We start from the raw sequence: 23,488 nt of genomic DNA on the forward strand, positions 1-23,488 counted from the left end.
GAGCCGGACGCTACCCGCGGGGGCCGCTGCCGGGCACATCGCGCCCGGTCGCCCCACGCCGGTGCGTCATGCGGGACGGATGTTGTGGTTGAACCGGAACACGTTGTCAGGGTCGTACCGCCGCTTCAGCTCCGCGAGCCTGCGGGTGTTCTCGGTGCCCAGCCCGGCCACCACCCGGTCCGCGCCCTCGTCGCCGATGAAGTTGAGGTACACCGCGCCGGTGCTCCACGGCCGCACGTCCGCGCGGACGTCCCGCACCCAGCGGACGCCGCGTTCGTCGTCGTCCGGGTCCTCCCACACCCCGAAGGGGTGCACCACCCACGAGGCGTCCCGGTAGGGCACCGGGTAGTCGGACGGCCCGTCGGAGATCGCGCCGCCCTGCGGGAACAGGGTGTGCTGGGTGCCGCTCGGCACGGGCATGGAGGCCGCGCGGGCGCAGTACACGTCCACGGCCTCGTCGGGGAGCCCCGTCAGGTATTCGGCCGACCAGTAGTTCCGCAGCCCCGGCGGGTCGTCGATCATGCACTGCAGGTCGGCGTACGGGACCGCGCCGACGACCTCCGCCTCGTGAGGCAGCGCCAGCAGTGGCTCGGCGAACCCGCGCAGGCCCGCCTCCGGGCCCGCGTAGGTGAGGAGCATCCCGCACAGCAGGGTTCCCACCAGGTGCGGGGGCACGAACTCCGCGGGCGGGCCGGTGAAGTAGAGCACGCCGCCGCCCACCTCGTCGGGGCCCGACTCGATGACGTCACGGAAGGTGCGGACGACGAGCTCTCCGGCCTCCGGGGGGTACAGCACCAGGGCGAGGGAGAACTCCGGCAGCTCGTGCAGCTTCAGGGTGAGCGCCGTGGCGATGCCGAAGTTCCCGCCGCCGCCGTGCAGCCCCCAGAAGAGGTCCGCGTTCTCCTCGGGGCCGGCCTGGATCCTGCGGGCGTCGGCGGTGACCAGCTCCACACCGAGCAGATTGTCCACGGCCAGTCCGCACCAGCGGTCCAGCCAGCCGGTGCCGCCGCCCAGTACGAAGCCGCCGACGCCGGTGGTGGAGGCGCGGCCGCCGGTGGTGGCGAGGCCGTAGGGCTGCGTGCCGCGGTCCAGGTGACTCATCGTCGCCCCGCCGCCGACCCGTACCGCCCGGGCCGCGGGGTGGACCGTCACCTCGTGCATCAGACGCAGGTCGATCACCAGACCACCGTCGTTGAGGGCCTGGCCGGACACGCTGTGGCCGCCGCCGCGTACCGCGATGGGCAGGTCCAGCTCTCTGCCGAAGCGCACGGCGCGCACCACGTCGTCCTCGTGCGCGCACCGCGCGATCACGGCGGGCCGCCGGTCGATCATGGCGTTGTGGACGGCCCGGGCCTCGTCGTAACCCGGGTCACCGGGGGCGAACACCTCGCCGGTGAGTTCTTCGCGCAGCGCGGCCATCGCCGCACCCGCCGTCGAAAGGGAAGTCATGGCCGCCCCCGTCCGGAAAGGGGTTGGAGTCTGCCTCCAGCCTAGGCGGGTGCGGCCACGTCCTCCTCCTCAGCGTCCTCAGCCCCCGTACGCCCCGCTCGCCGTCAGACGCAGGGCCGTGTCGATCAGGGGCACGTGGCTGAACGCCTGGGGGAAGTTGCCGACCTGGCGCTGCAGGCGCGGGTCCCACTCCTCGGCGAGCAGGCCCAGGTCGTTGCGCAGGGACAGCAGCTTCTCGAAGAGCTTGCGCGCCTCGTCCACCCGGCCGATCATCGCCAGGTCGTCGGCCATCCAGAACGAGCAGGCCAGGAAGGCGCCCTCGTCACCGGGCAGACCGTCGACGCCCTCGTCCTTGCCGTCCGTCGGGTAGCGCAGGATGAAGCCGTCCGACGTGGACAGCTCCCGCTGGATGGCCTCGATGGTGCCGATGACCCGCTTGTCGTCCGGCGGCAGGAAGCCCATCTGCGGGATCAGCAGCAGCGAGGCGTCCAGCTCCTGGGAGCCGTAGGACTGCGTGAAGGTGTTGCGTTCCTTGTCGTAGCCCTTCTCGCACACGTCCCGGTGGATGTCGTCGCGCAGCTGCTTCCAGCGCTCCAGCGGGCCGTCGGCGTCGCCGGACTCGATCAGCTTGATGGTGCGGTCGACGGCGACCCAGGCCATCACCTTGGAGTGCACGAAGTGGCGGCGCGGTCCGCGCACCTCCCAGATGCCCTCGTCCGGCTCCTGCCAGTGGTCCTCCAGGTAGCGGATCAGCTTCAGCTGGAGCACCGAGGCGTAGTCGTTGCGGGCCAGGCCCGTCATGTGGGCCAGGTGCAGGGCCTCGGTGACCTCGCCGTACACGTCCAGCTGGAGCTGGTGGGCCGCGCCGTTGCCGACCCGGACCGGGGTGGAGCCCTCGTAGCCGGGCAGCCAGTCCAGCTCCGCCTCGCCGAGCTCGCGCTCGCCGGCGATGCCGTACATGATCTGCAGGTTCTCCGGATCGCCGGCGACCGCGCGCAGCAGCCACTCGCGCCAGGCGCGGGCCTCCTCGCGGTATCCGGTGCGCAGCAGCGAGGACAGGGTGATCGCAGCGTCGCGCAGCCAGGTGTAGCGGTAGTCCCAGTTGCGGACGCCGCCGATCTCCTCCGGCAGGGAGGTGGTCGGCGCGGCGACGATGCCGCCGGTGGGGGCGTACGTCAGCGCCTTCAGCGTGATCAGGGAGCGGACCACGGCCTCGCGGTAGGGACCGTGGTACGTACAGTGCTCGACCCACTCGCGCCAGAAGTCCTCCGTCGCCACCAGCGACTGCTCGGGCTCCGGCAGCGCCGGCGGCTCCTTGTGCGAGGGCTCCCAGGAGATGGTGAACGCGATCCGGTCACCCGGAGCGACCGTGAAGTCCGCGTACGTGGTGAGCGCCTTGCCGTAGGTCTCGGCCTCTGTGTCGAACCACACGGAGTCGGGGCCCGCGACGGCCACCGTGCGGCCCTCGTGCTTGTGCACCCACGGCACGACCCGGCCGTAGCTGAACCGCATCCGCAGCTCCGAACGCATCGGCACCCGGCCGGAGACGCCCTCCACGATTCGGATCAGCTGCGGGGCACCGTCACGCGGCGGCATGAAATCGGTCACCCGGACCGTGCCGCGGGGGGTGTCCCACTCGGATTCCAGGATCAGCGAGTCGCCGCGGTAGCCGCGCCGCGCGGCGACGGGCGGCTCGGCGCCGGGGGCGTAGGCGGGCCCGAGCCGCCAGAAGCCGTGTTCCCCGGTGCCCAGCAGACCGGCGAAGATGGCATGCGAGTCGAAGCGGGGCAGGCACAGCCAGTCGACTGTGCCGTCCCGGCAGACCAGGGCAGCGGTCTGCATGTCTCCGATGAGTGCGTAGTCTTCGATGCGCCCGGCCACGTGCAACTCCAGTCGAACGGCCACGTCACCCCGCGTGGGGGCGGTCGCTAGTGCGGTCAAGGGGGGTGTCATGCGTTGTTGAGCCATGAAGCAAAGCAGCCGTCCGGCCCTGAAGCCAAACGCTGTGCCGCAAACGACAATTGTCGCTCAACGAACTGACGAGCTCTCGTTGTTCCGGCGCTGACGGGCGAGGGGTGGTGCCCTGTCGCCGGGCGGGCTCGGCAGCGAACGTCCGAGCAGGATACGACGCACGTAGATGATCTGTGTGCCCCTCGGGGCAACACGGGTCCGCCGAACGAGTGACCACCGGGTGAGAATCCGGTGAGCCGCGCGCGTCCGTGTCCGGGTGTGCGCGGAGCGTGGCCGGAAGCCTTCGCTCTCCGGCGCTGATACGCTGGTAGCCCGTGGACCGGTGGGAGACAAACCCCGGAACCGCAGCGACGGCGCCGCCGACGACAACCCGGGAGAACCGGGCCGTACGACGGACGCACAGCACCCCAGACCGCGACCACGGGAGCCCCCTCTTGGCCATGCCGCCCACTGTTTTCCGAAACAGCACAGCCTCGACGACCAAGCACATCTTCGTCACCGGGGGTGTCGCCTCCTCGCTCGGGAAGGGGCTGACGGCCTCCAGCCTCGGCATGCTGCTCAAGGCTCGCGGTCTGCGCGTCGTGATGCAGAAGCTCGACCCGTACCTCAATGTCGACCCTGGCACGATGAACCCCTTCCAGCACGGTGAGGTCTTCGTCACCAACGACGGCGCCGAGACCGACCTGGACATCGGACACTACGAGCGCTTCCTCGACCGAGACCTGGACGGCTCCGCCAATGTCACTACAGGCCAGGTCTACTCGACGGTGATCGCCAAGGAGCGGCGCGGCGAGTACCTGGGCGACACGGTGCAGGTCATCCCGCACATCACCAACGAGATCAAGCACCGCATCCGCCGCATGGCGACGGACGAGGTGGACGTCGTGATCACCGAGGTCGGCGGCACGGTCGGCGACATCGAGTCGCTGCCGTTCCTGGAGACCGTCCGCCAGGTCCGCCACGAGGTCGGCCGCGACAACGTCTTCGTGGTGCACATCTCGCTCCTGCCGTACATCGGCCCCTCGGGCGAGCTGAAGACCAAGCCGACCCAGCACTCGGTGGCGGCGCTGCGCAACATCGGTATCCAGCCGGACGCGATCGTGCTGCGCTGCGACCGCGAGGTGCCGACCGCGATCAAGCGCAAGATCTCGCTGATGTGCGACGTCGACGAGGCGGCCGTGGTGGCCTGCCCCGACGCCCGCTCGATCTACGACATCCCCAAGGTGATCCACACCGAGGGCCTGGACGCCTACGTCGTCCGCAAGCTGGACCTTCCGTTCCGCGACGTGGACTGGACGACCTGGGACGACCTGCTCGACCGCGTCCACAACCCCGAGCACGAGATCGTCATGGCCCTGGTCGGCAAGTACATCGACCTGCCCGACGCGTACCTCTCGGTCACCGAGGCGCTGCGTGCGGGCGGCTTCGCCAACCGGGCCCGCGTGAAGATCAAGTGGGTCACGTCCGACGACTGCAAGACCCCGGCCGGCGCCAAGGCACAGCTCGGTGACGTCGACGCCATCTGCATCCCGGGCGGCTTCGGCGACCGCGGCGTGCTCGGCAAGGTCGGCGCGATCAAGTACGCCCGCGAGAACAAGATCCCGCTGCTCGGCCTGTGCCTCGGCCTGCAGTGCATCGTGGTCGAGGCCGCGCGCAACCTGGCCGGCATCACCGACGCCAACTCCACCGAGTTCGACCCCGCCACCGCCCACCCGGTCATCTCCACGATGGCCGAGCAGCTGGACATCGTGGCCGGCGAGGGCGACATGGGCGGCACGATGCGGCTCGGCATGTACCCGGCCAAGCTGGCCGAGGGCTCCATCGCGCGCGAGGTGTACGACGGCAAGGAGTACGTCGAGGAGCGGCACCGTCACCGCTACGAGGTGAACAACGCCTACCGCGCGGAGCTGGAGAAGAAGGCCGGCATCGTCTTCTCGGGCACCTCCCCGGACGGCAAGCTCGTCGAGTACGTCGAGTACCCGCGCGAGGTCCACCCCTACCTGGTCGCCACGCAGGCGCACCCGGAGCTGCGCTCGCGCCCGACCCGCCCGCACCCGCTGTTCGCCGGGCTGGTCAAGGCCGCGGTCGAGCGGAAGACGTCGAAGTAGCACACCAGTTGTACGGTGGCCGGGACGCGTCCATTCAACGGGGCGCGTCCCGGCCTTTTCGCGTACGTCTGGAAGGACAGGGCATGACGGGCACGACCATCAAGGACACCCCCGAGGAGTGGGAGGTCCGGGCGACGGAGACCCCCTTCCGGGGCAAGAAGACCTCCGTCCGCACGGACGAGGTGGTCATGCCCGACGGCTCCGTCGCGAGCCGCGACTACCAGGTCCACCCCGGCTCCGTGGCCGTCCTCGCCCTGGACGACGAGGGCCGGGTGCTGGTGATCCGCCAGTACCGGCACCCGGTGCGCGAGAAGCTCTGGGAGATCCCGGCCGGCCTGCTCGACGTGCCCGGCGAGAACCCCCTGCACGCCGCGCAGCGCGAGCTGTACGAGGAGGCGCACGTCAAGGCCGAGGACTGGCGGGTGCTGAGCGACGTCTACACCACCCCCGGCGGCTGCGACGAGGCCGTACGCATCTTCCTCGCCCGGAACCTGTCCGAGGCCGACGGCGAGCGCTTCGAGGTCGAGGACGAAGAGGCCGACATGGAGCTGGAGCGGGTGCCCGTCGCGGACCTGGTCCGGGGGGTGCTCGCGGGCGACCTGCACAACAACTGCCTCGTCGTGGGCGTGCTCTCGCTGGTCGCGGCGGAGCACGGCGACGGGCTGGACGCGCTGCGCCCGGCCGAGGCACCGTGGCCGGCCCGCCCGTTCGAGGCCTGAGAGCGGCCCTCCGGTCCCGCGCGGCGCCCGTGACCGCCCTGCGCGGCGCCCGCCCCTCCTCTGCGGTGTGACCATCTGTTGATCCGATCAGGGGATGTGCCCGCCGCGCTCCACCCGGTCCGTAGCACAGCGTGAACTAGGCTCGGGAAACGCCCGAACCGGAGTTCCGGCGGGCGCCGGCGTGCGGTGGGATCGGGAGTGTGGCCCGTGACGGATCAGGCGGTGGACACGGACGGCGTACGGCTGTCGGGCGACCCTGCCGAGGAAACTCGGTTCCTGGGCCGCACCCGCGAGTTGAAACAGCTGCGCGCCGACATCGAGCGGGCGGGGCTCGACACCATCTCCGGCCGCAAGGCGCCCCGCGCACGGGTGCTGCTCATCGCGGGCCGGCCCGGCTCCGGCCGCACCGCGCTCGCCGAGGAACTCGCCGCCCAGGTCGCCGACCGTTACCCCGACGGGGTCCTGCGGGCCCGGCTGAGCGAACCGGACGGCCGGCGCGTGCCCGTCGGGCGGCTCGCCCGCGACCTGCTCACCGAGCTGGACCGCCCGACCCCGCCCGGCGCCTGCGAGGACGACCTCACCGCCGCCCTGCGCGAGGCACTCGCCGACCGCCGGGTCCTGCTGCTGCTCGACGACGCCGCCGACGCCGAGCAGGTCGACGCCCTGCTCCCGGACACCCCGGACTGCCTGGCCGTCGCCGTCTCCGAGGGCCCGCTGACCGGCATCGCGGACGTCCGCCCGTGCACGCTGGGGGGCCTGGACACGAAGTCCGCCGTGGAGCTGCTGTCCCGGTTCACCGGCTCGGTCCGCATCACCGTCGACCCCCGGGCCGCCGAGCAGCTGGCCGAAATCTGCCAGGCGCAGCCCGCCGCCCTCATCCTGGCCGGCGGCTGGCTCGCCGCCCGCCCCAAGGCGGCCGTAGCCGACCTCGCCAAGCAGGTGCACGCCGAGGACGACCAGGGAACGCCGCTCAGCCGCGTCTTCCGCTTGGCCTACGCGTCGCTGCCCGGCTCCGCCGCCCGGATGCTGCGCCTGCTCTCCCTCGCCCCGGCCGGCCTGGTCGACCCGCACACCGCGTCCGCGCTCGCCGGCTGCTCCGTGGGCGACGCGCGCTCGGTCCTGGACGAGTTCGTCGCCCTCGGCCTGCTGCACCCGGTCGGGTCGGCGCTGCCGCAGTACGAGGTCCCCGGCTGCCTGCATCCCCTGCTGAGGACCCTCGCCGCGCGGCACGACCGGCCCGCCGAGCTCCAGCTGGCCCGCGCCCGGATGCTGGAGCGGACGGTGCGGCTGCTGCAGTCGTGCCGGGCGATCACCGAGACCGACAGCGACCGGGCCCGCGAGAAGCTCGACGGCATGCCGCGGGCCCTGCGCTTCCCCACCCCGAGGGCCGCCGCCGACTGGCTGCGCCTCCGCCGGCCCGCCCTGCTGGCCGCGGCCCGGCTCGCGGTCGCCGACGGGGAGCTGGACACCCTCGCCCGCAGGCTGATGTCCCAGCTGGTGCGGGCCATGGTGGCCCACTTCGGCACCCAGGCGGCGGCGCCCGACCTGTACGACGTCCACCGGCTCGTCCTCGACGTGGCGGAGCGCCGCGACCTGCCCCGGGAGAAGGCGGCCGCCCTGCTGAACCTGGGCGACCTGGACGCCCGGACCGGCCGTACCGCCGAGGCGCTGGCGCGCTACCGGGCCGCGCTGGACGCCGGACGCGCGGCGGACGACCCGTACGCGACCGGCCGCGCGATGGAATCCGTAGGCGGCGCCCACCTGGAGCTCGGGGACTACGACCGGGCCGCCGACTGGTTCGGCCGGGCCCTCGCCCAGCGGCTCGCCCGAGAGGAGCGCGCCGACGCCGCCCGGATCTACGGCCGCATCGCCACCGCCCACACCTACGCCGGCCGCTACGGCGAGGCGGCGCGGTCCTGGCGCGCGGCGGTCGCCGGGTACCGCAGGACCGGCGATCTCCCGGCCCACGCGCGGGCGTTGAGCGAGCTGGCCCGCGTCCAGGAGTACGCCGGGCGGCCCGAGGAGTCGCTGCGCACCTGCCAGGAGGCCGTCGAGTGGGCGCGCCGGGCCGAGGACGTCCGGCTCCAGGCCGCCCTGCACCTCAGGCTCGCCGACACCCTCGACCACCTCGGCGACCCCACGGCGGCCGGCCTGCACCGGAGCACGGCCGAGCGGATGTTGAGGGAGGAAGCCGCTGATGCCTGCGAAATCCGCAGCACATCCGATGAAGATTGATGCTTTGAAAGGCTAGACAGCGGGAACACCTTCATTAGACTGGCTCTGCCGCACGTTCTCCTGCGGTCTACCCCGGTGTGCCCGAGCCTGAGCGGGTATGCCTTGTAATAGCCCCATTCTCTGAGCCAAGGACCGTGATCCACGTGAAGGTCGGCATTCCCCGCGAGGTCAAGAACAACGAGTTCCGGGTGGCCATCACCCCCGCCGGCGTGCATGAGCTGGTGCGCCACGGTCACCAGGTCGTCATCGAGCGTGACGCCGGCGTCGGCTCCTCGATCCCCAACGAGGAGTACATCGCCGCCGGTGCGCGGATACTCGACACCGCCGACGAGGTCTGGGCCACCGCCGACCTGCTGCTCAAGGTCAAGGAGCCCATCGCGGAGGAGTACCACCGCCTCCGCAAGGACCAGACGCTCTTCACCTACCTGCACCTGGCCGCCTCCAAGGAGTGCACCGACGCGCTCATCGAGTCCGGCACCACCGCGATCGCCTACGAGACGGTCGAGCTCCCGAACCGCGCGCTGCCGCTGCTCGCCCCCATGTCCGAGGTCGCGGGCCGCCTGGCCCCGCAGGTCGGCGCCTACCACCTGATGGCCGCCAACGGCGGCCGCGGCGTGCTGCCCGGCGGTGTCCCCGGCGTGCTGGCCGGCAAGGCCGTCGTCATCGGCGGCGGCGTCTCCGGTTGGAACGCCGCGCAGATCGCCATCGGCATGGGCTTCCACGTGACCCTGCTCGACAAGGACATCAACAAGCTCAAGGAAGCCGACAAGATCTTCGGTACGAAGATCCAGACCGTCGTCTCCAACGCCTTCGAGCTGGAGAAGGCCTGCCTGGAGGCCGACCTCGTGATCGGCGCCGTGCTGATCCCGGGCGCCAAGGCCCCGAAGCTGGTCACCAACGAGCTGGTGTCCCGGATGAAGCCCGGAAGTGTCCTTGTCGACATCGCGATCGACCAGGGCGGCTGCTTCGAGGACTCGCACCCGACCACGCACGCCGAGCCGACCTTCCCGGTGCACGGGTCCGTGTTCTACTGCGTCGCCAACATGCCCGGCGCGGTCCCGAACACCTCCACCTACGCGCTGACCAACGCCACGCTGCCGTACATCGTGGAGCTGGCCAACCGCGGCTGGGCCGACGCGCTGCGCCGCGACCCCGCGCTGGCCAAGGGCCTCAACACCCATGACGGCAAGGTCGTTTACAAGGAGGTCGCCGAGGCGCACGGCCTGGAGCACGTCGAGCTGGACTCGCTGCTCGCCTGACCCGTCGCGGCCGGTACATCGGCTAAGTCAGCAACCGGGAAAGGCGATACGTCAACAGACGTCGTCAACCCCGCACACCCGGCCGGACCTTGCCCGACAAGGTCCGGCCGGGTGTGTGTATGGTCACTTTGCGATTCTCGGCCAACTCGCCTCGAACGTAACGCTTCAACCGATTCGCGCACCGGTGAAACCTGCTGTGCGACGGCCGTACGCCCTTGACAGAGGGATGTTTCATTGCCGACACATCGGGCCGGGTCCGGCGGATTGTGTTGCTGCGGACGGCCGACACGCCATAGAGTCGCCGAACGTCGGCATGGTGTCACGCTGACCTGTCGAGAAGTTTCCTGGTCACCAAGGAGGTAAGACGACTTGTGAATGAGTCGACATTTACTCCCGGGGGTGGTCAACCAGGAATGCCTGCACGGGCCCACGGCCCCGGGCGTCTCGAGGCTGTCGGCTCCGTCGCTGTACGCACCTTCGCAGCCGCCCACCAGAGTCCGCAGGCAACTCAGACAGCACACATGAGTATGGATGGCCAACACGTGAACGCCATGGCCGGCGACGGAAGTGGCGCGCCCCGCAACCACTTCGCCGACTACGACGAACTGCCCGAGGGGCACTTCTACGATCCGGACGCGGAGTACGAGCCCGATCCCGAGTACGCGGCGACGCTCGCGCCCGACGCGGCCCGCCAGCGCCGCGAGCGCATCGGCCCGACCGGACGCCCGCTGCCCTACTTCCCGATCCCGGGCCCGCTGACCGATCACGGCCCCGCGAAGATCATCGCGATGTGCAACCAGAAGGGCGGCGTCGGCAAGACGACGTCGACCATCAACCTGGGTGCCGCGCTCGCCGAGTACGGGCGCCGGGTGCTGCTCGTCGACTTCGACCCGCAGGGCGCGCTGTCGGTCGGCCTCGGCGTCAACCCGATGGAGCTCGACCTCACCGTCTACAACCTGCTCATGGAGCGGGGCATGGCGGCCGACGAGGTGCTGCTGAAGACGGCGGTCCCCAACATGGACCTGCTGCCCAGCAACATCGACCTGTCGGCGGCCGAGGTGCAGCTGGTGAGCGAGGTCGCGCGCGAGTCCACGCTCCAGCGGGCGCTGAAGCCGCTGATGGACGACTACGACTACATCGTCATCGACTGCCAGCCCTCGCTCGGCCTGCTCACGGTGAACGCGCTGACCGCCGCGCACAAGGTGATCGTGCCGCTGGAGTGCGAGTTCTTCGCGCTGCGCGGTGTGGCGCTGCTGACCGAGACCATCGAGAAGGTCCAGGAGCGGCTCAACCCCGACCTGGAGCTCGACGGCATCCTCGCCACCATGTACGACTCGCGCACGGTGCACAGCCGTGAGGTGCTCGCGCGTGTCGTCGAGGCGTTCGACGACCACGTCTACCACACGGTCATCGGGCGCACGGTCCGCTTCCCGGAGACCACGGTCGCCGGTGAGCCGATCACCACGTACGCCTCCAACTCCGTCGGTGCCGCCGCCTACCGCCAGCTCGCCAGGGAGGTGCTCGCCCGGTGTCACGCCGAGTGAGTCTGCCGGGGGCCGACGAACTCTTCCGTACGACAGGGGGGATGGCGCTCCAGGCGTCCACCCCGCGGCGACCGGGGGGCGGCGACGCCCGGGTACCGGCTCCGGCGGGGGAGAGCGACCAGGCGGCCGCCGAGGACGCGCCGCAGTCGGTGCCCGCCCAGGGCGGCGACGGCGAGGGCGCGGAGCACGCCGCGGCGGACGCGGAACCGGGCGCGGCGGGAGAGTCGCGCAGCCGGGGCGCGGAGCGTTCGGCGCGGCGCCCGGACCCCGGAACGGACGCGCAGGAAGGTTCTGCCGCCGCCCAGTCCCGCAAGCGCGGCCGGGCCGCCTCGCGGCGTCCCAGCGGCCGTGAGCGGCACGACGAGAAGATCACCGTGTACGTCTCCGCCGAGGAGCTGATGGATCTGGAGCACGCCCGACTGGTGCTCCGGGGCGAGCACGGGCTGGCCGTCGACCGCGGCCGGATCGTCCGCGAGGCGGTCGCCGTGGTCCTCGCCGACCTGGAGAGCCGCGGGGACGCCAGCATCCTCGTACGGCGGCTGCGCGGGCGGTAGCGGTAGCCTGCGGGGGCCATGACCTCGAACGACGCTCCCCGCCCCGGCGCCCCCGCCGGCCGTCGGCGCGCGCTGGGCAGGGGGCCCGGGATGCCTCGGGTGGCCCCGCCGCCCGAGGAGACCACGCAGGGCACCGGGCCCGCGGAGGCGCTGCCCGAAGCGGGGCCGGGTACGGCAGCGGAGCCCGACGCGGGGCCCGTCGGCCGGGAGGCCACCACGCCGGACGCCCCGGAAGCCCCGACGAGTTCCCGCCCCGAAGCGGCCGGGCCGGAGCGCGGGCCCACCACTCGCGGACATCTGCCGCAGGACGCCCCGGAGGCCTCGCCGGAGGGACCCGGGCCGGGGGACACGGCCCACGGACCGCGGCCGTCCGCCGCGGGACGTCCGGAGGCCTCGCCGGAGGGACCCGGGCCGGGGGAACGGCCCACGGACCGCGTGCATCCGCCGCACGGCGCTCCGGAGCACTCCGAAGCCATGCAGGCGGTCCCCGCCGTAGAGGTCCCGTCGCCGGGCGGGGTGACGCCACGTGCGGCGTCCGAGTCCGACGTGCGGGCGGCAGCCGGGCCGAGGAGGTCCGGCACCGTGGCGGAGGGCCCGGTGCGCGGTCCCGAGGGGGCCGCCGGCCCGTCTCCGGGGGGCTTGGAGCCCGTCCACGCGGATCCGGTCACTTCGGCGGCGGGCGGGCCCGAGGGGTCCGCTTCCGGAGCGGCGTCCCACGGCCTTGCCGACGACGCGCCCCAGGGCGTGGGTGACGGGGTCTTCAAGGTCCGGCTCGCCAACTTCGAGGGGCCCTTCGACCTCCTCCTCCAGCTCATCTCCCGGCACAAGATGGACGTCACCGAGGTCGCGCTGTCCAAGGTGACCGACGAGTTCATGGCGCACATCCGTGCCATGGGGCCGGACTGGGACCTCGACGAGACGACCGAGTTCCTGGTCGTCGCGGCCACCCTGCTCGACCTGAAGGCGGCCCGGCTGCTCCCGGCCGCCGAGGTGGAGGACGAGGCCGACCTCGCGCTGCTGGAGGCCCGCGACCTGCTCTTCGCGCGGCTGCTGCAGTACCGCGCGTACAAGCAGATCGCGGAGATCTTCAACGGGCGTCTGGAGGCCGAGGCCCGCCGCTACCCCCGTACCGTCGGCCTCGAACCCCACCACGCCGAGCTGCTGCCCGAGGTCGTCATCAGCATCGGCCCGGAGGGCTTCGCCAGGCTCGCAGTGAAGGCGATGCAGCCCAAGCCCAAGCCGCAGGTGTACGTCGAGCACATCCACGCGCCCCTGGTGAGCGTGCAGGAGCAGGCCCAGATCGTCGTGGCCCGGCTGCGGGAGCTGGGTGAGGCCAGCTTCCGTGTCCTGGTGGACGACACCGAGGACACCCTGACCGTGGTGGCCCGCTTCCTCGCGCTGCTGGAGCTGTACCGCGAGAAGGCCGTCGCGCTCGACCAGGAGACCGCGCTCGGCGATCTGCTGGTGCGCTGGACCGGCGGGGACGGGGACGCCGGGCCGGTGGTGACCGACGAGTTCGACCGGGAGCCCGGGGAGAACGAGAAGACCGAGGAGGAGCAGCAGGGTGAGTGACGTGAGTGACGGGACCACGGAGTTCCCGGACGGGCCGCGTGACGTCGCCGCCCTCGACCTCAGGCCCGCCCTCGAAGCCGTCCTCATGGTCGTCGACGAGCCCGCGACCGAGGAGCACCTCGCGAAGGTCCTCCAACGGCCCCGGCGGCAGATCGCGGACGCGCTGCGCGAGCTGGCCGACGAGTACACCGTCCAGGGCCGCGGTTTCGAGCTCAGGCTCGTCGCGGGCGGCTGGCGCTTCTACACCCGCCCCGAGTACGCCGCGGCCGTCGAGGGCTTCGTCCTGGACGGCCAGCACGCCCGTCTCACCCAGGCCGCGCTGGAGACCCTCGCGGTGGTCGCCTACCGCCAGCCGGTCAGCCGCAGCCGCGTCTCCGCGGTGCGCGGCGTGAACTGCGACGGCGTGATGCGCACCCTCCTGCAACGGGGTCTGGTGGAGGAGGCGGGCACGGAACCCGAAACAGGTGCGATCCTGTACGTGACGACGAACTACTTCCTGGAGCGGATGGGCCTTCGCGGCCTGGACGAGCTTCCGGAGCTCGCGCCCTTCCTCCCGGAGGCGGCGGCGATCGAGGCCGAGACGCTGGAAGGGGTCCCGTCGTTCGATCCGGACGCCCCGGATTCCGAGGACGCAGACGACAAGACGGAACTTTGATGCGAAGCAGCAGCGGCAGGAACAGCAGCGGAAACAACGGCGGGAGCCGTGGTGGCAACAGCGGCGGCCGCGGCGGGAGCAGCGGTGGCCGCGGTAACCCCCGCGGCGCCGGTAACAACCGCGACGACAGGCAGGGCGGCCGTCCCAAGAAGCCGCGCCCCGAGGAGCGGCGCTACGACGTGGGTCCCGGCGCGACCCAGGAGGGTCCCAAGTCGGGCCGCGGCCCCTCGGCGCGCGGCGGTGCCAAGGGCGGGCCGAAGAAGCCCCTGCAGCGGGGGCGCTCGGTCCCGGCCACGTCCCGCGAGTACGAGACGCGCGCCGAGGAGCGCAACCGCGAGCGGTACGCGGGCAAGAAGGACGTCAAGCTGCCCAAGACCTTCCCGGGCGCCGAGCAGGAGGGCGAGCGGCTGCAGAAGGTCCTCGCGCGCGCGGGCTACGGCTCCCGGCGGTCCTGCGAGGAGCTGATCGAGCAGGCGCGCGTCGAGGTCAATGGCGAGATCGTCCTGGAGCAGGGCAAGCGGGTCGACCCGGAGAAGGACGAGGTCAAGGTCGACGGTCTGACCGTCGCGACGCAGTCGTACCAGTTCTTCTCGCTCAACAAGCCGGCCGGTGTCGTGTCCACCATGGAGGACCCGGAGGGCCGGCAATGCCTCGGTGACTACGTCACCAACCGTGAGACGCGTCTCTTCCACGTCGGCCGGCTCGACACCGAGACCGAGGGCGTCATCCTGCTCACCAACCACGGCGAGCTGGCGCACCGCCTGACCCACCCGAAGTACGGCGTGAAGAAGACGTACCTCGCGCACATCGTCGGCCCGATCCCGCGCGACCTCGGCAAGCGTCTGAAGGACGGCATCCAGCTGGAGGACGGGTACGCGCGCGCGGACCACTTCCGGGTGGTGGAGCAGACCGGCAAGAACTACCTGGTCGAGGTCACGCTCCACGAGGGCCGCAAGCACATCGTCCGCCGGATGCTGGCGGAGGCGGGCTTCCCCGTGGACAAGCTCGTGCGCACCGCCTTCGGCCCGATCACGCTGGGCGACCAGAAGTCGGGCTGGCTGCGCCGGCTGTCCAACACGGAGGTCGGGATGCTGATGCAGGAGGTCGACCTCTAGGGGTCCGGAGGGTTGTGACGGGCGGCCACCCCCTTTTATAGTCTGAGTGACTATTAAGGGGGTGGCCGCCCGTGCTCGGCTACGACAAGCACGCCTTCGAGCCCTTCGCCGTCACCGTCGATCTCGCCGTCCTCACGCTCCGCGCGGGCGCGCTGCACGTGCTGCTCGTCGAGCGGGGTCAGGAGCCGTACGCCGGCCGCTGGGCACTGCCCGGCGGCTTTCTGCTGCCCGAGGAGTCGGCGGAGCGGGCGGCCCGCCGGGAGCTGGCCGAGGAGACCGGCCTGGCGGACGTGACCGGGCTGCACCTGGAGCAGCTGCGGACCTACAGCGAGCCGGGCCGGGACCCCCGGATGCGGGTCGTGTCCGTCGCGTTCACGGCGCTGCTGCCCGACCCACCCGAACCGCACGCGGGCACCGACGCGGCCGAGGCCCGCTGGGTCCCGTACGACAAGGCGCAGGGCCTCGCCTTCGACCACGACCGGATCCTGGCGGACGCCCGGGAGCGCGTCGGCGCCAAGCTCGAGTACAGCTGCCTGGCCACCGCCTTCTGCCCGGCCGAGTTCACGCTCGGCGAGCTCCAGCAGGTCTACGAGACGGTGTGGGGCACGGCCCTGGACCGGCCCAACTTCCGCCGCAAGGTCCTCGCCACGCCCGGCTTCGTCGAACCGGTCCCCGGGGCCGCCCGGCTGACCGGAGGCCGCGGCAAACCGGCCGCCCTCTACCGCGCCGGCCCGGCCACCGCCCTGCACCCGCCCCTGCTCCGAACCCCTCGGGAAGGACGCCCCGCATGACCACGACCACCGTCACCAAGCGCGCCGCCACCGGGGCGCTCACCGGACTCGCCCTCGGGGACGCGCTGGGCTTCCCCACCGAGTTCAACGACGTCCCGTCGATCCTCGCCAAGTGCGGGCCCTGGCGGCAGATGGAGCTGCCCCGGCCCGCAATCGTCACCGACGACACCCAGATGACGCTGGCCCTGGGACGGGGGCTGCGCACGGCCATGGACCGAGGGAGCCTGACGCCCGAGGGGATGACCGAGCCGGTACGGCGGGAGTTCATCGCCTGGAACCGGTCGCCGGAGAACAACCGGGCCCCGGGCAACACCTGCCTCACGGCCTGCGACCTGCTGGAGCGAGGGGACCGCCCCTGGCAGGACGCCAGCCAGATCCACTCCAAGGGCTGCGGCGCCAACATGCGCGTCGCCCCCGTCGGACTCGTCCCCGGCCTCAGCGACGAACAGCGCGCCGGCGCCGCCCAGTTGCAGTCCGCGCTCACCCACGGCCATCCCACCGCGCTCGCCGCCTCCGACCTCACCGCGCACGCCGTACGGCTGCTCGCCGAGGGCGCCGAGCCGACCGGACTGGTCGGCCTGCTGCGCTCCTATTCCTACGACAACCGCACCCGCTACCACGAGCGCTGGCTCGGTGACCTGTGGACCCGCGCCCAGGACCCCACGCCCGAGCACTTCATCGCCCGCGGCTGGGACGAGTGCCTGGCGATACTCGACCGGCTCCAGCACGCGGTGCGCACCGTCTCCCCGGAGACCGACCCGTGCCTGGCGGTCGGCGAGGGCTGGATCGCCGAGGAGGCCATGGCCGCCGGGCTGCTCTGCTTCCTGCTCTTCGTCGACGAGCCGCTGACGGCCCTGCGCCGCGGCGCCTGCACCTCCGGCGACTCCGACTCCATCGCCTGCCTCGCCGGCGCCTTCGCGGGCGCCCACCTGGGCGCCGACGCATGGCCGGCCGCATGGTCCGACCGCATCGAGTACCGGGCCGGCCTGCTGGACCTCGGGCGGCTCTGGGACGCTTGAGCCATGATCGGCGCCCTGGACATCGACCTGGCCCCGGTGGTGGCCGAGCAGCCCTTCCCGGTGCTGTTCGCCACCGTCTCCGGCGCCCACCTGTACGGCTTCCCCTCCCGCGACTCGGACGTCGACCTGCGCGGCGTCCACCTGCTGCCCGCCGCCGACCTGGTCGGCCTGCGCGAGCCGGAGGAGACGCGGTCGCGGATGTGGGACCGGGACGGCGTCGAGATGGACCTGGTCACGCACGACCTGCGCAAGTTCGTCCGGCTGATGCTCCGGCGCAACGGCTATGTGCTGGAGCAGCTGCTGTCGCCGCTGGTCGTGCACACCACCGACGCGCACCGGGAACTGGCCGCGCTGGCGCCGGGCGTGCTCACCAGCCACCACGCCCACCACTACCGCGGGTTCGCGCAGACCCAGTGGCGGCTGTTCGAGAAGAGCGGCGAGCTCAAGCCGCTGCTGTACACCTTCCGGGTCCTGCTCACCGGCATCCACCTGATGCGCGCCGGCGAGGTGCAGCCCCATCTGCCCACGCTCGTCGGCGAGGTCGACGCCGCCCCGGCCTTCCTGCCGGAGCTGATCGCCGCCAAGGCCGAGCGCGAGCACGGCGACGCCGACGTCGACCACGCGCGCGTGCGGGCCGACGTGGAGCGGCTGCACACGGTCCTGGACGAGGCGCAGGCGGCGTCAGTGCTGCCCGGCGCCCCGGCCGCGTACGACGCCCTGCACGACTTCGTCGTACGGACCCGCCTGGAGGGCTGAGGCGCGGCGCACGCGGACGAGGAAGTCCTCCACGCGGTGCCGGTCCGGTTCGTCGGGGAGGGGGCTGTGGCGGACGGCCTGTTCGCTCTCCTCGATCAGGCGGGCCATCCGGGAGTCCACCTCCGGCCACGGCACCTCGCCGCGCTTCACGGCGAGCAGCGCCTCGCGCCGGTCGCCGACGTCGACGGTGAGCGTGCCCGTGCGCAGCAGGTCGCGGGCGGACGTCAGCAGCCGCAGCAGGTGCATCGCGTGCTTCCAGCGCGGGACGCCGTGCGTGCGCACGTCGGCGTCCAGCTTGCGGCGCTGGCCGTGGGCGTACCGGGTGAACGTCTCGTGGGCCCGGCGGGAGAGGAACGCCCCGCGCAGCGCGAGGAGTTCGCGGCCGGTCTCGTCGGCGTACTCCACGAGCGGGGAGTGCAGGCACTCCAGGATGTTCGGGTTCGCGCGCAGCGCCAGCTCGCAGAAGCGCTCCAGCTCCCAGCTGAACTGCTCCTCGGCCGGCCCCTCGACGTGGGCCGGCGGCTTCTCGAAGCGCCAGAACAGCGGGGTCGGGGCGAGGAAGACGCCCCGGCGGTCCGTGTCGCTGTCCTGCGTCGCCAGACCGAAGGCGCGCGAACCCATGACACAGGCGTAGATCGTGTGGTCGCGTACCAGGGTCTCGGGGTGCATGCCCGGGAGCGTACGTCGGACCCTCACGCCAGGCGGACCGAATTTCCCTCCACGGTGATCCGCTTCTCGGGCAGCGGTTTCGTGGCCGGGCCCTGCTCCACCGCGCCGTCGGTGATGGCGAACCTGCTGCCGTGGCAGGCGCAGAGGATGGTGCCGTCGCGCACGTCCGCCACGATGCAGCCCTGGTGGGTGCAGACCGCGGAGAAGGCCTTGAAGTCGCCCTGCTCCGGCTGGGTCACCACGGTCTTCTCGGCGTCAAAGACCTTGCCGCCGCCGACCGGGATGTCACTCGTCGCCGCCAGCTCCCGCCCCGGCGAGACGGCCGAGGAGCCGCTGTCGTCGCCCCCGTCGCCGCAGCTCACGGCAAGCGCCGCCGCGCCCGTGCAGAGAAGGACCGTACGGCGGGTCGTGCTGTGCGTCATGGCGTCGCTCCGGGAGTGAGGGGGGCGGGGGTCGCGGCCGGCACCAGCGTCTCAGGAGGCGGGCGCCGCGCACCGGCCCGGCGCGGGCTGACTACGCTGGACGGACCAAGAGCCGAAACGCACGTCAGCAAGGAGCATCGCCGTGGCGGTACGAGCGGTCCGGGGCGCCGTCCAACTGGAACGGGACGAAGCCGGGCACATGGACGAGCGGGTCGCGGCCCTGCTGACCGCCATCCTGGAACGCAACGAGCTGACCGGCGACGACCTGATCAGCATCTGGTTCACGGCCACGCCCGACCTGCACAGCGACTTCCCGGCCGCCGCCGCCCGCAAGCTCGGCATCACCGACGTCCCGCTGATCTGCGCCCAGGAACTGGACATCGAGGGCGCCATGCCCCGCGTCGTCCGGGTCCTCGCCCACATCGAGTCCGACCGGCCCCGCGCCGACATCGCCCACGTGTACCTCGGCGCCGCCGCGGCCCTGCGCAAGGACATCGCCCAGTGAGAACCGCACTCGTCATCGGCACCGGCCTCATCGGCACCTCCGCCGCCCTCGCTCTCACCCAGCGGGGCGTCACCGTGCACCTCGCCGACCACGACCCCGAGCAGGCCCGCACCGCCGCCGCCCTCGGCGCCGGCACCGACGAGGCACCCGAGCGCCCCGTCGACCTCGCCATCGCCGCCGCCCCGCCGGCCCTGGTCGCCGACGTGGTCGCCGACGCCATGGAGCGCGGGCTCGCCCGCGGCTACATCGACGTCGCCAGCGTCAAGGGCGGCCCCCGGCGCGCACTGGAGGCGCGCGGACTCGACCTCTCCGCCTACATCGGCACCCACCCGATGTCCGGCCGCGAGAAGTCCGGCCCGCTGGCCGCCACCGGCGACCTCTTCGAGGGCCGCCCGTGGGTGCTGACCCCGACCCGGGACACCGACACCGAGGTGCTCAACCTCGCGCTCGAACTGGTCTCGCACTGCCGTGCCGTGCCGGTCGTGATGGACGCCGACGCCCACGACCGTGCCGTGGCTCTCGTCTCCCACATGCCCCACCTGGTCTCCAGCATGGTCGCCGCCCGCCTGGAGCACGCCGAGGAGGCCGCCGTACGGCTGTGCGGGCAGGGCATCCGCGACGTGACCCGGATCGCCGCCTCCGACCCCCGGATGTGGATCGACATCCTCTCCGCGAACCCGGGCCCGGTCGCCGACCTGCTCGGCGACGTCGCCGCCGACCTGGAGGAGACGGTGCGCGCGCTGCGCTCCCTGCAGTCCTCCGACGACGACAAGCGCCGTGAGGGCAGCGCCGGCATCGAGGCCGTCCTGCGACGCGGCAACGCCGGCCAGGTCCGGGTCCCCGGCAAGCACGGCTCCGCGCCGCGCGTCTACGAGACCGTGGTCGTCCTCATCGACGACCAGCCGGGACAGCTCGCCCGCATCTTCGCGGACGCCGGACGGGCCGGCGTCAACATCGAGGACGTGCGGATCGAGCACGCCACCGGACAGCAGGCCGGTCTGGTGCAGCTGATGGTGGAACCGAAGGCCGCCGCCGTGCTGACGGCGGCCCTGAAGGAACGGGGCTGGGCGATCCGGCAGTGAGGCCCGGGGCCGCGCGGGGTCATGCGCCTGTCGGAGGGGCCCCGCGGACCCAGTAACCTTGTGCGGGACGCGCTCGCGTCCCGCACACCACCCACCGCACCGCACCAGGAAGGTGTCCCCTCGTGGAAAACGGCGCCGCCCCGACCGCCCCGGCCGTGATTGTCGCCATCGACGGCCCCTCCGGCACGGGCAAGTCGAGCACGTCGAAGGCCGTCGCCGCGCAGCTCGGCCTGAGCTACCTGGACACCGGCGCCCAGTACCGGGCGATCACGTGGTGGATGGTGACCAACGGCATCGACATAGCCGACCCCCACGCCGTCGCGGACGCGGCCGGCAAGCCCGAGATCGTCTCCGGCACCGACCCGGCGGCCCCGACCATCGCGGTCGACGGTGTGGACGTGGCCGGCCCGATCCGCACCCAGGAGGTCACCTCCAAGGTGAGCGCGGTCAGCGCCGTCCCCGAGGTGCGGGCCCGGATCACCGAGCTGCAGCGCACCATCGCCGCCGCCGCCGAGCGGGGCATCGTCGTCGAGGGCCGCGACATCGGTACGACCGTGCTGCCCGACGCCGACCTGAAGATCTTCCTGACCGCCTCCGCGGAGGCCCGCGCCGCCCGCCGCAGCGGCGAGCTCAAGAACGCCGACGTGCAGGCCACCCGCGAGGCCCTGATCAAGCGGGACGCGGCCGACTCCAGCCGCAAGACCTCGCCGCTCGCCAAGGCGGACGACGCGGTCGAGGTGGACACCACCGACCTCACGCTGCCGCAGGTCATCGAGTGCGTCGTCACCCTCGTCGAGGAGAAGCGGGCGGGTAAGTGACCTCACCCTCCGTTCCCTCCGAGAAGGGCGCCGAGGTCGGGCGGCGCATCGGCGTCGGCCTGATGTACGGCCTGTGGAAGCCGCGCGTGCTCGGCGCCTGGCGGGTGCCCACGACGGGCCCGCTGATCTTCGCCGTCAATCACGCGCACAACGTCGACGGCCCCATGGTCATGGGCGTGGCGCCCCGGCCGACGCACTTCCTGATCAAGAAGGAGGCGTTCGTCGGGCCGCTCGGACCGTTCCTGACCGGCATCGGCCAGCTGAAGGTGGACCGTCACTCCGCCGACCGCACGGCCATCGGCCAGGCGCTCGGCGTCCTGGAGAGCGGCGGCGTGCTGGGCATCTTCCCGGAGGGCACCCGCGGCGAGGGCGACTTCGCCTCGCTGCGCGCCGGCCTCGCCTACTTCGCCGTGCGCGGCGGCGCCCCGATCGTCCCGGTCGCCGTCCTGGGAAGTTCCGAGAGACCCGGACGGTTGATAAAGGCGCTGCCACCCCTGCGCTCCCGGGTAGACGTCGTCTTCGGCGACCCCTTCGACGCGGGCGACGGCAGCGGACGGCGCACCCGCAAGGCGCTGGACGAGGCGACCGAACGCATCCAGAAGCAGCTCACCGCGCACCTGGAAAACGCCAGGCGGCTCACCGGCCGCCAGGCGACACTCGAGTAGTGGATCACCCGGTACAGGGGTGTCCACCGATCACCACGATGAACGAGGTACGGACTTCATGAACGACGACATCCACTCCGAGGGTTCGGGCGAGGAGCACGACCACGGGGCGCTTGGCGACGCCGAATACGCGCAGTTCATGGAGCTCGCCGCGGAAGAGGGCTTCGACCTGGAGGAGGTCGAGGGCGCCATCGAGGAGGCCGGGCACGGCCCGCTGCCCGTCCTCGCCGTCGTCGGCCGCCCCAATGTCGGCAAGTCGACCCTGGTGAACCGCATCATCGGCCGCCGCGAGGCGGTCGTCGAGGACAAGCCCGGCGTCACCCGCGACCGCGTCACCTACGAGGCCGAATGGGCCGGCCGCCGCTTCAAGGTCGTCGACACCGGCGGCTGGGAGCAGGACGTCCTCGGCATCGACGCCTCCGTGGCCGCCCAGGCCGAGTACGCCATCGAGGCCGCCGACGCGGTCGTCTTCGTCGTGGACGCCAAGGTCGGCGCCACCGACACCGACGAGGCCGTCGTACGGCTGCTGCGCAAGGCCGGCAAGCCGGTCGTGCTGTGCGCCAACAAGGTGGACGGCCCGAGCGGCGAGGCCGACGCGTCCTATCTGTGGTCGCTGGGACTGGGGGAGCCCCACCCGGTGTCCGCGCTGCACGGCCGCGGCACCGGCGACATGCTGGACAAGGTGCTGGAGGCCCTGCCCGAGGCCCCGGCGCAGACCTTCGGCACCGCCGTCGGCGGCCCGCGCCGGATCGCCCTGATCGGCCGGCCCAACGTCGGCAAGTCCTCCCTGCTGAACAAGGTGGCGGGCGAGGAGCGCGTCGTCGTGAACGAGATGGCCGGCACCACCCGCGACCCGGTCGACGAGCTGATCGAGCTGGGCGGCGTGACCTGGAAGTTCGTCGACACGGCGGGCATCCGCAAGCGCGTCCACCTCCAGCAGGGCGCCGACTACTACGCCTCGCTGCGCACCGCCGCCGCCGTCGAGAAGGCGGAGGTCGCCGTCGTCCTCATCGACGCCTCCGAGTCCATCTCGGTGCAGGACCAGCGGATCGTCACCATGGCCGTCGAGGCGGGCCGCGCGATCGTCGTCGCCTACAACAAGTGGGACACCCTCGACGAGGAGCGCCGCTACTACCTGGAGCGGGAGATCGAGACCGAGCTCGGCCAGGTGGCGTGGGCGCCGCGGGTGAACGTCTCGGCGCAGACCGGACGGCACATGGAGAAGCTGGTCCCGGCGATCGAGACGGCTCTGGCCGGCTGGGAGACCCGCGTCCCGACGGGCCGGCTGAACGCCTTCCTCGGCGAGCTGGTCGCCGCCCACCCGCACCCGGTGCGGGGCGGCAAGCAGCCGCGCATCCTGTTCGGCACGCAGGCGGGCACCAAGCCGCCGCGGTTCGTGCTCTTCGCCTCCGGCTTCATCGAGGCGGGCTACCGGCGTTTCATCGAGCGCCGGCTGCGTGAGGAGTTCGGCTTCGAGGGCACGCCGATCCACATCTCGGTGCGGGTCCGCGAGAAGCGCGGCGCGAAGAAGAAGTAGCGATGAGCAACGAGAGGGGGCGGTCCCGGCCGGGACCGCCCCC

General features: G+C 72.2%; 21 protein-coding genes. 17 read left to right on the top strand and 4 right to left on the bottom strand.

Annotation, left to right across the window (positions count from 1 at the left end; translation table 11 throughout):
* Positions 1-66: 66 nt before the first annotated feature.
* Entirely contained in the window at positions 67-1,449 is a 1,383-nt protein-coding gene (locus tag IEZ05_RS13810; RefSeq protein WP_189230379.1) for an FAD-binding oxidoreductase, read from the bottom strand.
* Between the two features lie 78 nt (positions 1,450-1,527).
* The gene (locus IEZ05_RS13815) at positions 1,528-3,330 is read right to left on the bottom strand and encodes a glycoside hydrolase family 15 protein (RefSeq protein ID WP_189230380.1); all 1,803 of its coding nucleotides are present in this window, start codon (positions 3,328-3,330) and stop codon (positions 1,528-1,530) included.
* A gap of 530 nt (positions 3,331-3,860) precedes the next feature.
* Here IEZ05_RS13815 and IEZ05_RS13820 point away from each other — a divergent pair.
* The 12 genes from IEZ05_RS13820 to IEZ05_RS13875 all read left to right on the top strand — a co-directional run bounded on the left by IEZ05_RS13820 (position 3,861) and on the right by IEZ05_RS13875 (position 17,747).
* Entirely contained in the window at positions 3,861-5,528 is a 1,668-nt protein-coding gene (locus IEZ05_RS13820) for a CTP synthase (RefSeq protein WP_189230381.1), read from the top strand.
* A gap of 83 nt (positions 5,529-5,611) precedes the next feature.
* Complete coding sequence (locus tag IEZ05_RS13825) at positions 5,612-6,247, top strand: NUDIX domain-containing protein (protein WP_189230382.1); 636 nt, start codon at positions 5,612-5,614, stop codon at positions 6,245-6,247.
* Positions 6,248-6,454: 207 nt separating this feature from the next.
* Positions 6,455-8,482, top strand: coding sequence for a tetratricopeptide repeat protein (locus IEZ05_RS13830; protein WP_189230383.1), 2,028 nt, complete (start codon positions 6,455-6,457; stop codon positions 8,480-8,482).
* Between the two features lie 134 nt (positions 8,483-8,616).
* Positions 8,617-9,741: an alanine dehydrogenase gene (gene ald, locus IEZ05_RS13835; protein ID WP_189230384.1), complete on the top strand. Its 1,125-nt coding sequence runs from the start codon at positions 8,617-8,619 to the stop codon at positions 9,739-9,741.
* A gap of 413 nt (positions 9,742-10,154) precedes the next feature.
* A complete protein-coding gene (locus IEZ05_RS13840) occupies positions 10,155-11,285 on the top strand; it encodes a ParA family protein (protein ID WP_189230385.1) in 1,131 nt (376 codons plus the stop codon).
* Positions 11,286-11,326: 41 nt separating this feature from the next.
* Positions 11,327-11,839, top strand: a complete 513-nt coding sequence (locus IEZ05_RS13845; protein ID WP_229869712.1) for a hypothetical protein — start codon at positions 11,327-11,329, stop codon at positions 11,837-11,839.
* A 474-nt stretch (positions 11,840-12,313) separates the two neighbouring features.
* The gene (locus IEZ05_RS13850) at positions 12,314-13,411 is read left to right on the top strand and encodes a segregation and condensation protein A (protein ID WP_229869721.1); all 1,098 of its coding nucleotides are present in this window, start codon (positions 12,314-12,316) and stop codon (positions 13,409-13,411) included.
* Between the two features lies 1 nt (position 13,412).
* Entirely contained in the window at positions 13,413-14,066 is a 654-nt protein-coding gene (scpB, locus tag IEZ05_RS13855; protein ID WP_189230725.1) for an SMC-Scp complex subunit ScpB, read from the top strand.
* On the top strand, positions 14,066-15,181 hold the full coding sequence (locus IEZ05_RS13860) for a pseudouridine synthase (RefSeq protein WP_189230387.1): 1,116 nt from the start codon (positions 14,066-14,068) through the stop codon (positions 15,179-15,181). The genes scpB and IEZ05_RS13860 overlap by 1 nt, the downstream gene beginning before the upstream one ends.
* Positions 15,182-15,252: 71 nt before the next feature.
* The gene (locus tag IEZ05_RS13865) at positions 15,253-15,972 is read left to right on the top strand and encodes an NUDIX hydrolase (protein WP_189230388.1); all 720 of its coding nucleotides are present in this window, start codon (positions 15,253-15,255) and stop codon (positions 15,970-15,972) included.
* Entirely contained in the window at positions 15,969-16,991 is a 1,023-nt protein-coding gene (locus tag IEZ05_RS13870) for an ADP-ribosylglycohydrolase family protein (protein ID WP_189230389.1), read from the top strand. Before IEZ05_RS13865 ends, IEZ05_RS13870 begins: the two co-directional genes overlap by 4 nt.
* 3 nt (positions 16,992-16,994) lie before the next feature.
* Positions 16,995-17,747, top strand: a complete 753-nt coding sequence (locus tag IEZ05_RS13875) for a nucleotidyltransferase domain-containing protein (RefSeq protein WP_189230390.1) — start codon at positions 16,995-16,997, stop codon at positions 17,745-17,747.
* Here the strand turns inward: IEZ05_RS13875 and IEZ05_RS13880 are convergent.
* Positions 17,673-18,416 (bottom strand): nucleotidyltransferase domain-containing protein, encoded by a 744-nt coding sequence (locus IEZ05_RS13880; RefSeq protein WP_189230391.1) that lies wholly within the window; start codon positions 18,414-18,416, stop codon positions 17,673-17,675. The genes IEZ05_RS13875 and IEZ05_RS13880 overlap by 75 nt on opposite strands.
* Before the next feature lie 23 nt (positions 18,417-18,439).
* Positions 18,440-18,838, bottom strand: coding sequence for a Rieske (2Fe-2S) protein (locus IEZ05_RS13885; RefSeq protein ID WP_189230392.1), 399 nt, complete (start codon positions 18,836-18,838; stop codon positions 18,440-18,442).
* A 142-nt stretch (positions 18,839-18,980) separates the two neighbouring features.
* Here IEZ05_RS13885 and aroH point away from each other — a divergent pair, with 142 nt between their 5' ends.
* The 5 genes from aroH (at position 18,981) to der (ending at position 23,445) form a co-directional block, all read left to right on the top strand.
* A complete protein-coding gene (gene aroH, locus IEZ05_RS13890) occupies positions 18,981-19,343 on the top strand; it encodes a chorismate mutase (RefSeq protein WP_189230393.1) in 363 nt (120 codons plus the stop codon).
* Positions 19,340-20,425, top strand: coding sequence for a prephenate dehydrogenase (locus IEZ05_RS13895; RefSeq protein WP_189230394.1), 1,086 nt, complete (start codon positions 19,340-19,342; stop codon positions 20,423-20,425). Before aroH ends, IEZ05_RS13895 begins: the two co-directional genes overlap by 4 nt.
* 122 nt (positions 20,426-20,547) lie before the next feature.
* Positions 20,548-21,243 (top strand): (d)CMP kinase, encoded by a 696-nt coding sequence (cmk, locus tag IEZ05_RS13900; protein ID WP_189230395.1) that lies wholly within the window; start codon positions 20,548-20,550, stop codon positions 21,241-21,243.
* 62 nt (positions 21,244-21,305) lie between these two features.
* The gene (locus IEZ05_RS13905; protein WP_229869723.1) at positions 21,306-21,908 is read left to right on the top strand and encodes a lysophospholipid acyltransferase family protein; all 603 of its coding nucleotides are present in this window, start codon (positions 21,306-21,308) and stop codon (positions 21,906-21,908) included.
* Positions 21,909-21,966: 58 nt separating this feature from the next.
* Positions 21,967-23,445: a ribosome biogenesis GTPase Der gene (gene der / locus IEZ05_RS13910; protein WP_189230397.1), complete on the top strand. Its 1,479-nt coding sequence runs from the start codon at positions 21,967-21,969 to the stop codon at positions 23,443-23,445.
* The last annotated feature ends 43 nt before the right edge of the window (positions 23,446-23,488 follow it).

The sequence above is a fragment of the Streptomyces flaveolus genome (assembly GCF_014648815.1).
GTDB classification, from domain to species: domain Bacteria; phylum Actinomycetota; class Actinomycetes; order Streptomycetales; family Streptomycetaceae; genus Streptomyces; species Streptomyces flaveolus.

What these genes read in the sequence shown, in the direction of transcription:
- IEZ05_RS13845 (WP_229869712.1), top strand. Translation starts at nt 11,327, where the DNA reads ATGGCGCTCCAGGCGTCCACCCCGCGGCGACCGGGGGGCGGCGACGCC.
- IEZ05_RS13885 (WP_189230392.1), bottom strand. Translation starts at nt 18,838, where the DNA reads ATGACGCACAGCACGACCCGCCGTACGGTCCTTCTCTGCACGGGCGCG.
- IEZ05_RS13820 (WP_189230381.1), top strand. Translation starts at nt 3,861, where the DNA reads ATGCCGCCCACTGTTTTCCGAAACAGCACAGCCTCGACGACCAAGCAC.
- der (WP_189230397.1), top strand. Translation starts at nt 21,967, where the DNA reads ATGAACGACGACATCCACTCCGAGGGTTCGGGCGAGGAGCACGACCAC.
- IEZ05_RS13850 (WP_229869721.1), top strand. Translation starts at nt 12,314, where the DNA reads ATGCAGGCGGTCCCCGCCGTAGAGGTCCCGTCGCCGGGCGGGGTGACG.
- IEZ05_RS13905 (WP_229869723.1), top strand. Translation starts at nt 21,306, where the DNA reads ATGTACGGCCTGTGGAAGCCGCGCGTGCTCGGCGCCTGGCGGGTGCCC.
- IEZ05_RS13810 (WP_189230379.1), bottom strand. Translation starts at nt 1,449, where the DNA reads ATGACTTCCCTTTCGACGGCGGGTGCGGCGATGGCCGCGCTGCGCGAA.
- IEZ05_RS13880 (WP_189230391.1), bottom strand. Translation starts at nt 18,416, where the DNA reads ATGCACCCCGAGACCCTGGTACGCGACCACACGATCTACGCCTGTGTC.
- IEZ05_RS13825 (WP_189230382.1), top strand. Translation starts at nt 5,612, where the DNA reads ATGACGGGCACGACCATCAAGGACACCCCCGAGGAGTGGGAGGTCCGG.
- IEZ05_RS13875 (WP_189230390.1), top strand. Translation starts at nt 16,995, where the DNA reads ATGATCGGCGCCCTGGACATCGACCTGGCCCCGGTGGTGGCCGAGCAG.
- IEZ05_RS13840 (WP_189230385.1), top strand. Translation starts at nt 10,155, where the DNA reads ATGCCTGCACGGGCCCACGGCCCCGGGCGTCTCGAGGCTGTCGGCTCC.
- IEZ05_RS13870 (WP_189230389.1), top strand. Translation starts at nt 15,969, where the DNA reads ATGACCACGACCACCGTCACCAAGCGCGCCGCCACCGGGGCGCTCACC.
- IEZ05_RS13860 (WP_189230387.1), top strand. Translation starts at nt 14,066, where the DNA reads ATGCGAAGCAGCAGCGGCAGGAACAGCAGCGGAAACAACGGCGGGAGC.